The organism is Pantoea nemavictus, from assembly GCF_037479095.1.
Lineage (GTDB): Bacteria > Pseudomonadota > Gammaproteobacteria > Enterobacterales > Enterobacteriaceae > Pantoea > Pantoea nemavictus.
Window position 1 is genome coordinate 645596 of the sequence record NZ_JBBGZW010000002.1, and the last position, 11666, is coordinate 657261.

The following is an 11666-nucleotide window of genomic DNA, read 5'->3' on the forward strand; positions in this document are numbered from 1 at the left end:
GTCGTGTGCAGTAGGCTGAATTAATCCATTGCGTTCACTTTAAAAGCAAGGCCATGATAACACTCTGATTGCTCAAGGAGATTGTCATGGCTTCTTCGCCTTTCACTATTGGTCTGCTGCTGTTCCCCAACCTCACGCAACTCGATCTCACCGGCCCGTGGGAAGTGTTTGCCCGCATGCCCAACGTCAAAAATTATCTGATTTGGAAAGACCGCCAGCCGGTGATGTCCGATCGTGGCATGGCGATTGTGCCAACCGCGACCTTTGCCGACTGTCCCCAACTTGATCTGATTTGCATTCCCGGCGGTCCCGGACAAATCGCACTGATGGACGACGACGAAACGCTGGATTTTGTGCGGCGCATGGCGCAAAACGCGCAATGGGTGACATCGGTGTGCACTGGCTCGCTGGTGTTAGGCGCTGCGGGATTACTGCAAGGATATCGGGCAACTTCGCACTGGGGATCGCTGGATCAGCTCAGCCTTTTAGGCGCCACGCTGGTAGCGGAACGCGTGGTGCGTGACCGCAACCGCATCACCGGCGCGGGCGTCACCTCAGGCATTGATTTTGCCTTAACGGTGGCGCAGGAGTTGTTTGGGCGCGAGGTTGCGGAGAATATTCAGCTGCAGATGGAGTACGATCCGGCGCCGCCATTCCACTCTGGCTCTCCGCGCAGCGCCTCACCAGCGCGACTGGCCGAGGCGAAAAATCAGATGCAGGATTTTATTGCCCGACGCCGTTTGGCAACCGAGCAGGCAGCGGCAAGGCTAAAGCGCTAATACGACAGATGAGTATGAAATCTGGCGATTTCAGCCTGAAATCGCCACGGATTTTCACCCTCAATGTGCGCTGGCAGTAGGGCGCACGGTGATTTCACTGGTATCAACCTCGCCAGGTTGTTCGATGGCCCAACTCACCGCTTTGGCAATCGCTTCCGGCTGCAGTGCAATCTGGCGATAACTCTTCATCGCCTCACGCGCAACACGGTCGCTGATGCTATCGGCGAGTTCAGACTCCACCACGCCCGGATTGAGCACCGTAACGCGCAGATGCTGTGATTCCTGGCGCAGACCATCGGAAATGGCACGCACCGCGAATTTAGTAGCGCAATACACCGCCGCGGTGGGGGAAACCGTCAGGGCGCCAACCGACGCGATGTTGATGATGTGGCCAAACTGCTGGGTCTGCAGGGTAGGAAGCACTGCCGCGATACCATACAGCACGCCGCGAATGTTGACGTCCAGCATCAAATCCCACTCTTCGACCTTCATAGAACTCATCGGCGACAGCGGCATGACACCTGCATTGTTAATCATCACATCAATGCGGCCATATTTCTCCAGCGCAAAATCGGCCAGCTGCTGTGTATCGGCACGCCGTGTGACATCGGTAAGCAAATAATCCACGCTTGCGCCCGCTAAACGCAGCTCATCGCAAAGCGCCGTCAAGCGATCGGCGCGACGTGCACCGAGAATCAGTTTGTGACCTTGCTGCGCCAGATGACGTGCAATGCCTTCGCCTATGCCGCTACTGGCGCCGGTTAAAATAATCACTTTAGGATTTGAGTGGGTCATGACGTACTCCTCGTTAAGTTGACGAGGCTATTGTTGATAAATCATACGTTAGACGACAGACCCGATCGTGGCGCATGTTTGCCTGATTCTCTCGCTACCATTGTGTATTTATCACCTTGATGGCTATGCTTTGCCTGAATCTCTCTGCGGAACATCATTTATGGCGCTCTCAGTTCAACAACGTACCTGCGCATTGCTCAGTCAGCTGGCACGTCAGGAAGGCTATACCGAATCGCTGCTGGAAAGCGTGCGCTTTATGCGTGCCGATCGGCAGTGGGCACGCACGCCGGTGCTGTATGAACCCAGCATCATTATTATTTGCCAGGGTTCGAAACGCGCGTTTCTGGCCGACAAAATGTATCGCTACGATGCACAGCATTTTCTGGTGCTGTCGGTACCGTTGCCATTCTCTGCTGAGACTGAGGCAACCTCCGAAGAGCCGTTGCTGGGCATCGCCGTTCGCCTGGATGTTGCCATGGTGGCGCGGCTGGTGGCGCAACTGGCCAGCGTTGAAACGGCGATGAGTGCGGCACAAGCGGGCATTATCTCGACGCCCATTGATCAGGCATTAGCGGAAAGTACCTTACGCTTGCTGGAAGCGCTGAGCGATCCACTCGAAGCCAAAATATTGGCGCCAGCGCGGGTTGAAGAGATCTGTTTTCGCGTGCTGATGGGCGAGCAGGGCGGCGCGGTGCGCGCGGCGTTAACCTATCAAGGCCATTTTGGCCGCATCGCCCGTGCTCTGCAGCGTATTCATCAGGACTGGCGTCAGCCGCTAAATGTGCCGCATCTGGCAAACGAAGCCGGAATGAGCGTGCCGCGTTTTCATCTGCATTTCAAAACCGTCACGCAAACCTCGCCGATTCAATATGTTAAATCGCTGCGTTTACATCAGGCGCGTTTGATGATGATCCGCGATAATCTCACCGCCGCTGGCGCGGCAGCGCGCGTAGGTTATGAGAGCGACTCGCAGTTTAATCGTGAGTTCAAACGGATGTTTGGTCGAAGCCCCGCAGAAGAGGCGCGGATAATGAAGCGGGCGTTTGAGTTGTTACCGCCGGAGCAGTTGTCCGGCTGTTTACTGGCACATTAACTTAACGAATCGCCATGACGGCGACGACAGCCAAAATCCAGAACAGCGCGCAACCGGACAATACCAGTTGCCAAACACGGTGACGTTCGACGTTAAAAATAGTAGAAAAGTGAGTGCGTAAAAGGGTTTGCATAGTGACCTCAGTTCCGAAAATTAAATGATTAACTCGCAAGCTGCAGTAAGAAGATACTGTCAGCGAATGAGAACATTCTGACTGCTTTTAAGGAATGAGATCGACAAGACCAGTCTTGGTTTTGTGCGCAAATGATGAACAGCTAATCAAGATAAAACCGCGAATGGACCTGATCCATGCGCGGAATTTCGGTAAGGAATTGTCTGGTTATACGTTGCGTGTTACGCCACCATCTACGCGAATATTCTGAGCGGTAATGTAGGCCGCGCCCGGCGAGGCGAGGAAAGCAATGGTCGCCGCCACTTCTGCAGACGTACCGTAGCGCTGCAATGGCACGCTATCGCGGCGTTCATCGGTTTTCGGCAGGCTGTCTATCCAGCCAGGCAGCACGTTGTTGATGCGAATATTATCGGCCGCGTAGGTGTCAGCGAAGATTTTAGTGAACGAGGCTAAACCAGCGCGGAACACCGCGGAGGTCGGGAACATATCGGTGGGCTCAAAGGTCCACGCTGATGAGATGTTAATAATGCTGCCGCCGCCTTGTTTCTGCATGATTGGCGTCACCAGTCGCGTGGCGCGCACCACATTTAAAAAATACGTTTCCATGCCGAGCTGCCACTGCTCATCACTCAGCTCCAGAATCGGTGCGCGTGGACCGTGTCCGGCGCTGTTAACCAGCACATCGATACGGCCCCAGCGTGCCAGCGTGTGTTCCACCAGCTGGTGCAGATCGTCTACCGATTGGTTGGAGCCCGTTACGCCCAACCCACCCAGCCGTTCTGCCAGCGCTTCGCCTTTACCGGACGAAGAGAGAATCGCCACTTTATAGCCGTCACTTGCCAGCTTTTCGGCAGCTGCCGCCCCCATACCGCTGCCGCCAGCGACAATCACTGCAACTTTTTCTACTGTCATAATCCGCTATCCTCTCAATTAAAAATCGATTTAAGCCAGTATAAAAGGTAATTTCAGCCACAGAGAGTCAGTTTGATTGTCATTTGACGATAGGAAAACTACAGGATGAGTCACGGATTTAGCCAGCTTCCGCCGTTGAATGCGTTAAAGGTTTTCGAAGCCGTCACGCGTCATCTTAATTTCCGTCTGGCGGCGGAAGAGCTAGGCGTGACACAAGGCGCGGTCGCGCAGCAAATTCGTGGGTTGGAAGCCAGCCTGGGTCTAAAACTGTTTGAGCGATTGCCGCGCAGTCTGGCGTTGACGGGTGCGGGTGCAGGTTATGCGGTCAGTATTCGCCAGGCATTTGAGCTGATTGATGAGGCCACGCGGACATTACGCCCGGAGCCAAATCGGTTAACCCTGAGCGTGACGCCCACCTTTGCCAGCCGCTGGATGCTGCCGCGCCTGCCGGGTTTTACCGCCGCCTGGCCAGATATCGATTTGCGCGTGCTGGCCTCGGAACGGCTGGTTCAGTTTCATCATGAAGGCGTTGATTTGGCGGTACGCTATGGTCGCCCGCCGTTCGGCGCCGGCCTCGATGCTACATTGCTGTTTAGCCAAACGGTGCTGGCGGTGGTAAGCCCCACCTTACTGGCCGAGCTGGGCGATCCGGCCGAGAGTCAGAACTTCCAGCGCTACGCTCTGGTGCATGATGGGCATCACCTGTGGCCGGCATTTCTCGCGTTTATCTTTCCCAGCCTGTCGCTGCAACACGCGCATCATCTCCGTTTCAATCAAACCGCGCTGGCGCTTGAGGCAGCAATCGGCGGACAAGGTATGGCGCTCACTAGCCCACATTTTGTTCAGAACGATTTGGCGAGCGGGCGATTGGTGGCGGCGTTTAGCAGGCAAATGGCCCTGGATGCGGGTTGGTATCTGGTTTGGCCAAAGCGTCCGCGTGAGCAAGCGACGGTGAAAGCGGTGCGCGACTGGCTATTAGCCCAGGTTAACGGCTGATATTTGTTCAATAACGAAATCAGTAAAACTGATGATCCGCCGTGGATCATGAATGTTATAACTGCTTAATGATGCAGACATGGGCTTTTATCCTGCTTGCGCAGTGGATTAGCAAAATATCGCGCAAATTCAGCAAGTAACCAAAAATATTGCGCGTTGCATTCTGCTGGGTGCTGTGAATAAATACGGAATCAATTTTAATAAAAATGCCATAAAGGCCAGGCTCGCGCCTGAGAAAGATCTTCGCAAATATGACCGATCATAAAGATGTTTTAGCCAGGAACATCAGCGCCAAAAGCGAAAGCATGCAAGCGCATCTCATTGCCATTCGCCGTGACATTCACGCGCACCCAGAGTTGGGTTTCGACACCGTGCGCACCGCTCACATCGTTGAACAGGAGCTGTTACGCCTTGGACTGACGCCAAAAACCGGCGTCGGCAGAACCGGCGTCGTGGTAGATATTGTTGGCGCGCATCCCGGCAAAACCGTGCTGTTACGCGCCGATATGGATGCCTTGCCGATTCACGAACAAACGGGCCTGCCCTTTAGCAGCCAATATCCCGGTAAAATGCACGCCTGCGGCCACGATATTCACACCGCCACCATGCTGGGTGTCGCGGCGATTGTGCCGCACTACCGCGAGCAGCTACATGGCACCTTACGTTTGATTTTCCAGCCTGCGGAAGAGACGCCCGATAGCGGTGCTGAAGCGATGATCGCCGACGGCGCGGCAGAAGGTGTTGACCTTGCCATCACGCTACACAACAAACCGGAACTGGCCGCCGGTGAAATTGGTCTGACGCGCGGTGCCAGCACCGCTTCCAGCGACGAGTTTGATGTGGTGGTGCACGGTAAATCCACCCACGCCGCCCGGCCGCACATGGGCACCGATCCCATCATTGCGGCGGTGAATCTGGTCAGCCAGCTGCAAACCATTATTTCGCGCGAACTTGATCCCGCTAATTCGGCGGTGCTGACCATTGGTCACATTCATGGTGGCACCACTCACAACATCATTTCCGACAGCTGTCTGCTTCAGGGCACGGTGCGCGCTAAATCTCCTGCCGCACGTGCGCATATTGAAGAAGCGTTTAAACGTATCTGCGCCGGCGTGGCGCTGTCGCTGAACGTGCGCGTTGAGGTCAATTATCAACGTGGCGTGCCGCCGTTGATGAATGATGATGCGTTGATTGATGCGCTGGAACCGATTTTGTCGCACCAGTTTGGTAAAGCCATTGTTGCTAAACCGAGCGCCAGCTTTGGGGCCGAAGATTTCGCCCTGTTTACCGAGCGTGCGCCAGGCTGCCAGATCCACATTGGATCCGGCGCTCCGGGACGCGACGACCATCTGCACAACTCGGATTATCAACCCGACGAGCGCAGTATCCATGCCGGCACGCAGGCGCTAGCCCGTTTAGCCATTGATTTACTCTCTTAAAAAATAACCAACTCTGAGGTCTTATGATGATGCGTAAAGGACTGTTTACCGCTTCTGTTGGCATGCTGCTGCTTGCCTCTTCCGCTCTGGTACAGGCTAAAGATTTTGGTACGCTGAAATTCGCTACTGAAGCGGCTTATCCCCCGTTTAACCAATCGACGCCAAGCGGCAAAATCGTTGGTTATGAACCGGATATGGTGGCTGAAATCGCCAAACGTGCCGGTTTCAAATATGAAATCGTGGCGCAGAAATGGTCCGGTATGATTCCAGGTTTGGTTGACGGCAAATATGACGCGGTGATAGATGCGGTGACCGTGACGCCAAAGCGTGAAGAAGTGGTGGATTTCTCGCGCCAATACACCGTGAGTATTTCGGGTTTCGTCACTCTGAAGGGCAGCGCGGTGGATACGCTGCCGGGCAATGGCGAAGTGGTGCTGGCGGATGACGAAGCCGGCATGACCAAATCTATTGATGCGCTAAAAGCGAAATTCAAAGGCAAAACCATCGCGGTGCAGGTTGCCACCATTCAGGCTGACTTCCTGAATAAATACCTGGCCGACGTGGCGACGATTCGCACCTATCAGGCCGGTCCGGAAACCTTCGCTGACCTGCTGAACGGGCGCGTTGATGCGGTCATGGCGTCTCGTACTAACCTCAACGCTTACGTGAAAAAACATGCGGATACCGTGAACAGCACCGGCTATGGTTTCTCGGGCGGCGTGCTCGGCCAGGGCTCGGCGATTGCGATTCAGAAAAACAATCCTGAGCTGAAAGCGGCGCTGGATAGCGCGTTAAATTCGATGATCAAAGATGGCACGCTGAAGCAGCTGTCTGAAAAATGGTTCGGCGAAAACGTCGCACCTAAAGAGTAATTCCAGGCGCTTATGGCTATTGATTGGCAAATTTTAGGTTTTGGTGACGAAGGTTGGGGCGGCGTGTTGCTTAACGCCGCCACGGTGACCGTCACCGTTTCGTTATGTGCGTGGCTGCTCGGGGCAATCCTCGGCAGCCTATTGTGCTGGATGCAGATTGGCGGTGCGCGCTGGCAACAGCGCCTCGCCAACGGCTACATCACGCTATTTCGTGGCGTGCCGGAGCTGCTGGTGATCTATCTGTTCTATTTTGGTGGTCGTCAGGTGGTGTCGTTTGTGGGGGAAAGCCTTGGCCTGCAAGGCCCGTTCGATGTAAACGGCTTTGTCGCCGGCGCGATCGCCATCGGCCTGATCTCTGGCGCCTATCAAAGTAGCGTGTTCCGCGGGGCATTTTACGCGATTCCGAAAGGGACGCTGGAAGCCGCCACGGTGACCGGGATGGGACGTCTGATGCTATTCCGCCGCATGATTGTGCCGCAGGCGTTGAAAACCGCGCTGCCGGGCATGGGCAATCAGTGGCAATCGGTGATCAAGGAGTCGGCGCTGGTTTCAGTGACCGGTTTGGTGGAAACCATGAACCAGATCTCCACTGCTTCGAACTCCACGCAGATGCCGTTCTTCTTCTACAGCGTTGGCGCGGTGATCTATCTGATCATCACCACCTGTTCCGATTTTGTTTTCCGCTATGTGGAAAAAGTGGCCATGCGCGGGCAACAACGCGCGCGGTTGTAAGGAGCCACGATGGATGTCACCTTCCTGCAGCACACCTTAGCTGCTTTACTGCGCGGCCTGCCGCTGACGCTCAACCTGGCGCTACTGTCGCTATTGGGCGGTGGCGTATTGGCGCTGCTGCTGAATTTGCTGCGGCAGCATCGGCTTGGCAGTTACGTTACGCGTTTCTACGTTTGGGTATTTCGCGGCACGCCGCTGCTGATACAGATCTTCATGATCTATTACGGCCTTGGCAGCTTGCCGACGGTACGCGAAAGCGTGCTGTGGCCGCTGCTGCGCGATCCGTACTGGTGCGGTTTGATTGCGCTGGTGCTTAACGATGCGGCCTATACCTCGGAGATATTGCGCGGTGGCCTCAATGCGGTGAGCGTGCAGTCGCTGGAAGCGGCCAAAGTGAGCGGCATGTCGCGCTTTACTGTACTCCGGCGCATCACGCTGCCGCTGGCGGTGCGTCAGGCGCTGCCGGCTTACAGCAATGAAATTATCTCGATGATCAAATCAACCTCGCTGGTGAGCACCATCAGCCTGATGGAGATGACCGGCATTGCCGACTCGATCGTCTCTGAGACGTTCCGCGCGCTGGAGGTGTTTATCAGCGCGGCAATTATCTATCTGCTACTGACCGTGCTGGTGAGTAAAGCGGTGGCGCTGCTGGAGCGCCGTTTGTCCCCTTATCACGTTGGAGCACGTCCATGAGTAAACCCACTATTGCCCTGAGCCATCTCAGAAAAAGTTATAGCGGGCACGAAGTGCTGCACGACATCAGCCTGACGGCGCAGGATGGCGACGTGATTTCGCTGATTGGTGCCAGCGGTTCAGGCAAAAGTACCCTGTTGCGCTGCATTCCGTTTTTGGAAGTACCGCAGGGCGGCGAAATTGCGGTGGGCGACGAAGTGGTCACTATCGATAATCCCGATGAGAAGCTCAGCCGCGAACAGCAGCGTCGTATCAAGTTGATGCGCATGCAGCTGGGTTTTGTCTTCCAGAGCTTCAATCTGTGGCCACACAAAACGGTATTGCAGAACATCATCGAAGCGCCAGTACATGTGCAAAAGCGCAGCAGTAAACAGGCGATAGAAGAGGCTGAGGCGCTGCTGCATAAGGTAGGTTTGTACGAAAAGCGCAATGCCTGGCCGTCGCAACTTTCTGGTGGCCAGCAGCAACGCGTCGCGATTGCTCGAGCGCTGGCGCAACAGCCGAAAGCGATTCTGTTCGATGAGCCAACGTCAGCGCTGGATCCTGAGCTGGTAGGTGAAGTGCTGCGCGTGATTCGTAGCCTGGCCGAAGAGGGGCGCACCATGATTATTGTGACGCATGAAATGGGCTTCGCGCGCGATGTGTCGAACAAAGCGGTGTTCCTGCATCAGGGCAAGATTGAGGAAGCCGGTTCGCCGCAGCAGGTATTTAGCGATCCCATCTCCCCGCGCTGCCGCGCATTTGTAAGCAGTCACTTACAGCGCAACAGTTAACCTGCCGATAACTCCCCTTTGCACCAGCTTTCAACTGAGCTGGTGCTCTTTTCCGCAATTGACAAGCCTCACCCCTCTCAATTCATTAAGAATTAGCGAAATTGAATTATTTATTCGCGTAAAAGTATCACTTGTATTAAATCAACGTGATTTAAAAAAACTTACATTGAGATTAATCTTAGGTGCACTTCCAGCGTCAATCAATGAGTTAACCTAGGAAGCAAGAATTTTCCTATAAAAATCAGATGAAAATCATCGCTCCGCTTTATTGCCTTCCAAATTATTCAGTTATATATTCACGCGGTAACACACAGGGGAAGTGTGCCTACGCGTGCTTTCCACGCCATTTTTACAAGGAGTAAACATGAGCAACTCTTATCAGAATGAAATCCCTAAAGCCCGTATAAATTTGAAGCTCGACCTGCACACCGGCGGCGCAGCCAAAAAAACCGAGCTGCCGCTTAAGCTGCTGGTGACCGGCGATTTCAGTAACGGCGCAGAAGATCGCCCGCTGTCTGAACGCGAAAAAATCAACGTCAACAAAAACAACTTCAACAGCGTGCTGGCCGATATCGCGCCTGCCGTCTCCTTTGCCGTGCCGAATACGCTGGCCGGCGACGGCAGCAAAGAGAGCGTGGCGCTTAACTTCCGCGACATGAAGGACTTCGAGCCGGAGCAGGTTGCGCGCCAAATCCCGCAGCTGCGCGCCATGCTGGCGATGCGCAATCTGCTGCGCGACCTCAAATCCAACCTGCTGGATAACGTCACCTTCCGCAAGGAGCTGGAAGTTATCCTGAAAGATCCCGCCCTCAGCGACGAACTGCGCAGCGAACTGTCTGCGTTAGCCACCGATCAAGCCTAAACATCCCCGTAACGGACTATTGAGAGAGAATGCTGATGTCAGTTCAGAATGAAACCCATGCCAATGGCGCAACCACCGTGTTGGATCGCCCTGCTGCGGGCGGCGTCTATGCGTCGCTGTTTGAAAAAATTAACCTCATTCCGGTGTCAGAGTTGAGTGACCTGAATGTCTGGCAGGACAACCAGGCGATGTCGGATGCCACCGCTGACGAGCGCGTCACCGCGGCGATGCAGGTGTTCCTGACGCGTCTGAAAATCAGCGGCGCGAAAGTGGAAAAGCTGGATAAAAACCTGCTGGATCACCACATCGCCGAGCTGGATCGCCAGATCAGCCGCCAGCTGGACGCGGTTATGCATCACGATGAATTCCAGAAGGTGGAATCGGCGTGGCGCGGCCTGAAGTCGCTGGTGGATAAAACTGACTTCCGCCAGAACGTGAAAATCGAAGTGCTGGACGTGTCGAAAGACGATTTGCGTCAGGACTTTGAAGACGCGCCGGAAATTATCCAGAGCGGCCTTTACCTGCAAACTTATGTTGCGGAATACGACACGCCGGGCGGTGAGCCGATTGGTGCGGTGATCTCTGCTTACGAGTTCGATGCCTCGGCGCAGGACGTGGCGCTGCTGCGTAACCTGTCCAAAGTCGCCGCTTCGGCGCACATGCCGTTTATCGGTTCGGTTGGCCCGCAGTTCTTCCTGAAAGATTCGATGGAAGAGGTGGCGGCGATCAAAGACATCGGCAACTACTTTGACCGCGCTGAATACATCAAGTGGAAATCATTCCGCGACACCGACGACTCACGCTACATCGGCCTGACCATGCCGCGCGTGCTTGGTCGTCTGCCGTACGGCCCGGACACCGTGCCGGTGCGCAGCTTCAACTACGTTGAAGAGGTGAAAGGCCCGGACCACGACAAATATCTGTGGACCAACGCCTCGTTCGCTTTTGCTGCCAATATGGTGCAGAGCTTCATCAGCAACGGCTGGTGCGTGCAAATTCGCGGCCCGCAAGCGGGCGGTGCGGTGCAGGATCTGCCGATCCATCTCTACGATCTCGGCACCGGCAACCAGGTGAAAATCCCGTCTGAGGTGATGATCCCGGAAACCCGCGAGTTTGAGTTCGCCAACCTCGGCTTCATCCCGCTTTCTTACTATAAGAACCGCGATTACGCCTGCTTCTTCTCGGCCAATTCCACGCAGAAACCGGCAATCTACGACACCGCCGATGCCACCGCTAACAGCCGCATCAACGCGCGTCTGCCGTATATCTTCCTGCTGTCACGCATCGCGCACTACCTGAAGCTGATCCAGCGCGAAAACATCGGCACCACCAAGGATCGCCGCCTGCTGGAGCTGGAGCTCAACACCTGGGTGCGCACGCTGGTGACCGAGATGACCGATCCCGGCGATGAGCTGCAGTCTTCACATCCGCTACGCGATGCCAAAGTGCTGGTGGAAGATATCGAAGACAACCCGGGCTTCTTCCGCGTCAAGCTGTTCGCCATCCCGCACTTCCAGGTGGAAGGCATGGACGTGAACCTGTCGCTGGTGTCGCAGATGCCGAAAGCTAAAGCGTAAGGCGGAA

General features: G+C 55.2%; 13 protein-coding genes. 10 read left to right on the top strand and 3 right to left on the bottom strand.

Translation table 11 applies throughout. From position 1 onward, the window contains the following. Positions 1 to 86 precede the first annotated feature (86 nt). Positions 87 to 779, top strand: a complete 693-nt coding sequence (locus WH298_RS22610) for a DJ-1/PfpI family protein (RefSeq protein WP_180824141.1) — start codon at positions 87 to 89, stop codon at positions 777 to 779. 60 nt (positions 780 to 839) lie between these two features. On the opposite strand, the gene WH298_RS22615 is transcribed toward WH298_RS22610, so the two are convergent. Continuing rightward, positions 840 to 1574 (bottom strand): SDR family oxidoreductase, encoded by a 735-nt coding sequence (locus tag WH298_RS22615; RefSeq protein WP_180824142.1) that lies wholly within the window; start codon positions 1572 to 1574, stop codon positions 840 to 842. A gap of 160 nt (positions 1575 to 1734) precedes the next feature. On the opposite strand from WH298_RS22615, the gene WH298_RS22620 reads away from it, so the two are divergent. Further along, on the top strand, positions 1735 to 2667 hold the full coding sequence (locus WH298_RS22620; RefSeq protein ID WP_180824143.1) for an AraC family transcriptional regulator: 933 nt from the start codon (positions 1735 to 1737) through the stop codon (positions 2665 to 2667). Between the two features lies 1 nt (position 2668). On the opposite strand, the gene WH298_RS22625 is transcribed toward WH298_RS22620, so the two are convergent. Beyond that, complete coding sequence (locus WH298_RS22625) at positions 2669 to 2800, bottom strand: hypothetical protein (protein ID WP_255438405.1); 132 nt, start codon at positions 2798 to 2800, stop codon at positions 2669 to 2671. Positions 2801 to 3007: 207 nt separating this feature from the next. Continuing rightward, the gene (locus WH298_RS22630; protein ID WP_180824144.1) at positions 3008 to 3712 is read right to left on the bottom strand and encodes an SDR family oxidoreductase; all 705 of its coding nucleotides are present in this window, start codon (positions 3710 to 3712) and stop codon (positions 3008 to 3010) included. Between the two features lie 105 nt (positions 3713 to 3817). Between WH298_RS22630 and WH298_RS22635 the strand changes: the two genes are divergently transcribed. The 8 genes from WH298_RS22635 to tssC all read left to right on the top strand — a co-directional run bounded on the left by WH298_RS22635 (position 3818) and on the right by tssC (position 11659). Next, positions 3818 to 4708, top strand: coding sequence for a LysR substrate-binding domain-containing protein (locus WH298_RS22635; protein ID WP_049853094.1), 891 nt, complete (start codon positions 3818 to 3820; stop codon positions 4706 to 4708). Positions 4709 to 4959: 251 nt separating this feature from the next. Next, positions 4960 to 6147, top strand: coding sequence for an amidohydrolase (locus tag WH298_RS22640; protein WP_180824145.1), 1188 nt, complete (start codon positions 4960 to 4962; stop codon positions 6145 to 6147). A 23-nt stretch (positions 6148 to 6170) separates the two neighbouring features. Continuing rightward, positions 6171 to 7019: a transporter substrate-binding domain-containing protein gene (locus tag WH298_RS22645; protein WP_180824146.1), complete on the top strand. Its 849-nt coding sequence runs from the start codon at positions 6171 to 6173 to the stop codon at positions 7017 to 7019. Between the two features lie 12 nt (positions 7020 to 7031). After that, the gene (locus WH298_RS22650) at positions 7032 to 7751 is read left to right on the top strand and encodes an ABC transporter permease (protein WP_007886056.1); all 720 of its coding nucleotides are present in this window, start codon (positions 7032 to 7034) and stop codon (positions 7749 to 7751) included. 9 nt (positions 7752 to 7760) lie between these two features. Further along, positions 7761 to 8447: an ABC transporter permease gene (locus WH298_RS22655; RefSeq protein ID WP_180824147.1), complete on the top strand. Its 687-nt coding sequence runs from the start codon at positions 7761 to 7763 to the stop codon at positions 8445 to 8447. After that, a complete protein-coding gene (locus WH298_RS22660) occupies positions 8444 to 9220 on the top strand; it encodes an ABC transporter ATP-binding protein (RefSeq protein WP_180824148.1) in 777 nt (258 codons plus the stop codon). The genes WH298_RS22655 and WH298_RS22660 overlap by 4 nt, the downstream gene beginning before the upstream one ends. A 364-nt stretch (positions 9221 to 9584) precedes the next feature. Continuing rightward, on the top strand, positions 9585 to 10082 hold the full coding sequence (tssB, locus tag WH298_RS22665) for a type VI secretion system contractile sheath small subunit (protein WP_180824149.1): 498 nt from the start codon (positions 9585 to 9587) through the stop codon (positions 10080 to 10082). 29 nt (positions 10083 to 10111) lie between these two features. Next, entirely contained in the window at positions 10112 to 11659 is a 1548-nt protein-coding gene (tssC, locus tag WH298_RS22670) for a type VI secretion system contractile sheath large subunit (RefSeq protein ID WP_180824150.1), read from the top strand. Positions 11660 to 11666 lie beyond the last annotated feature (7 nt).

What these genes read in the sequence shown, in the direction of transcription:
- WH298_RS22610 (WP_180824141.1), top strand. Translation starts at nt 87, where the DNA reads ATGGCTTCTTCGCCTTTCACTATTGGTCTGCTGCTGTTCCCCAACCTC.
- WH298_RS22615 (WP_180824142.1), bottom strand. Translation starts at nt 1,574, where the DNA reads ATGACCCACTCAAATCCTAAAGTGATTATTTTAACCGGCGCCAGTAGC.
- WH298_RS22620 (WP_180824143.1), top strand. Translation starts at nt 1,735, where the DNA reads ATGGCGCTCTCAGTTCAACAACGTACCTGCGCATTGCTCAGTCAGCTG.
- WH298_RS22625 (WP_255438405.1), bottom strand. Translation starts at nt 2,800, where the DNA reads ATGCAAACCCTTTTACGCACTCACTTTTCTACTATTTTTAACGTCGAA.
- WH298_RS22630 (WP_180824144.1), bottom strand. Translation starts at nt 3,712, where the DNA reads ATGACAGTAGAAAAAGTTGCAGTGATTGTCGCTGGCGGCAGCGGTATG.
- WH298_RS22635 (WP_049853094.1), top strand. Translation starts at nt 3,818, where the DNA reads ATGAGTCACGGATTTAGCCAGCTTCCGCCGTTGAATGCGTTAAAGGTT.
- WH298_RS22640 (WP_180824145.1), top strand. Translation starts at nt 4,960, where the DNA reads ATGACCGATCATAAAGATGTTTTAGCCAGGAACATCAGCGCCAAAAGC.
- WH298_RS22645 (WP_180824146.1), top strand. Translation starts at nt 6,171, where the DNA reads ATGATGATGCGTAAAGGACTGTTTACCGCTTCTGTTGGCATGCTGCTG.
- WH298_RS22650 (WP_007886056.1), top strand. Translation starts at nt 7,032, where the DNA reads ATGGCTATTGATTGGCAAATTTTAGGTTTTGGTGACGAAGGTTGGGGC.
- WH298_RS22655 (WP_180824147.1), top strand. Translation starts at nt 7,761, where the DNA reads ATGGATGTCACCTTCCTGCAGCACACCTTAGCTGCTTTACTGCGCGGC.
- WH298_RS22660 (WP_180824148.1), top strand. Translation starts at nt 8,444, where the DNA reads ATGAGTAAACCCACTATTGCCCTGAGCCATCTCAGAAAAAGTTATAGC.
- tssB (WP_180824149.1), top strand. Translation starts at nt 9,585, where the DNA reads ATGAGCAACTCTTATCAGAATGAAATCCCTAAAGCCCGTATAAATTTG.
- tssC (WP_180824150.1), top strand. Translation starts at nt 10,112, where the DNA reads ATGCTGATGTCAGTTCAGAATGAAACCCATGCCAATGGCGCAACCACC.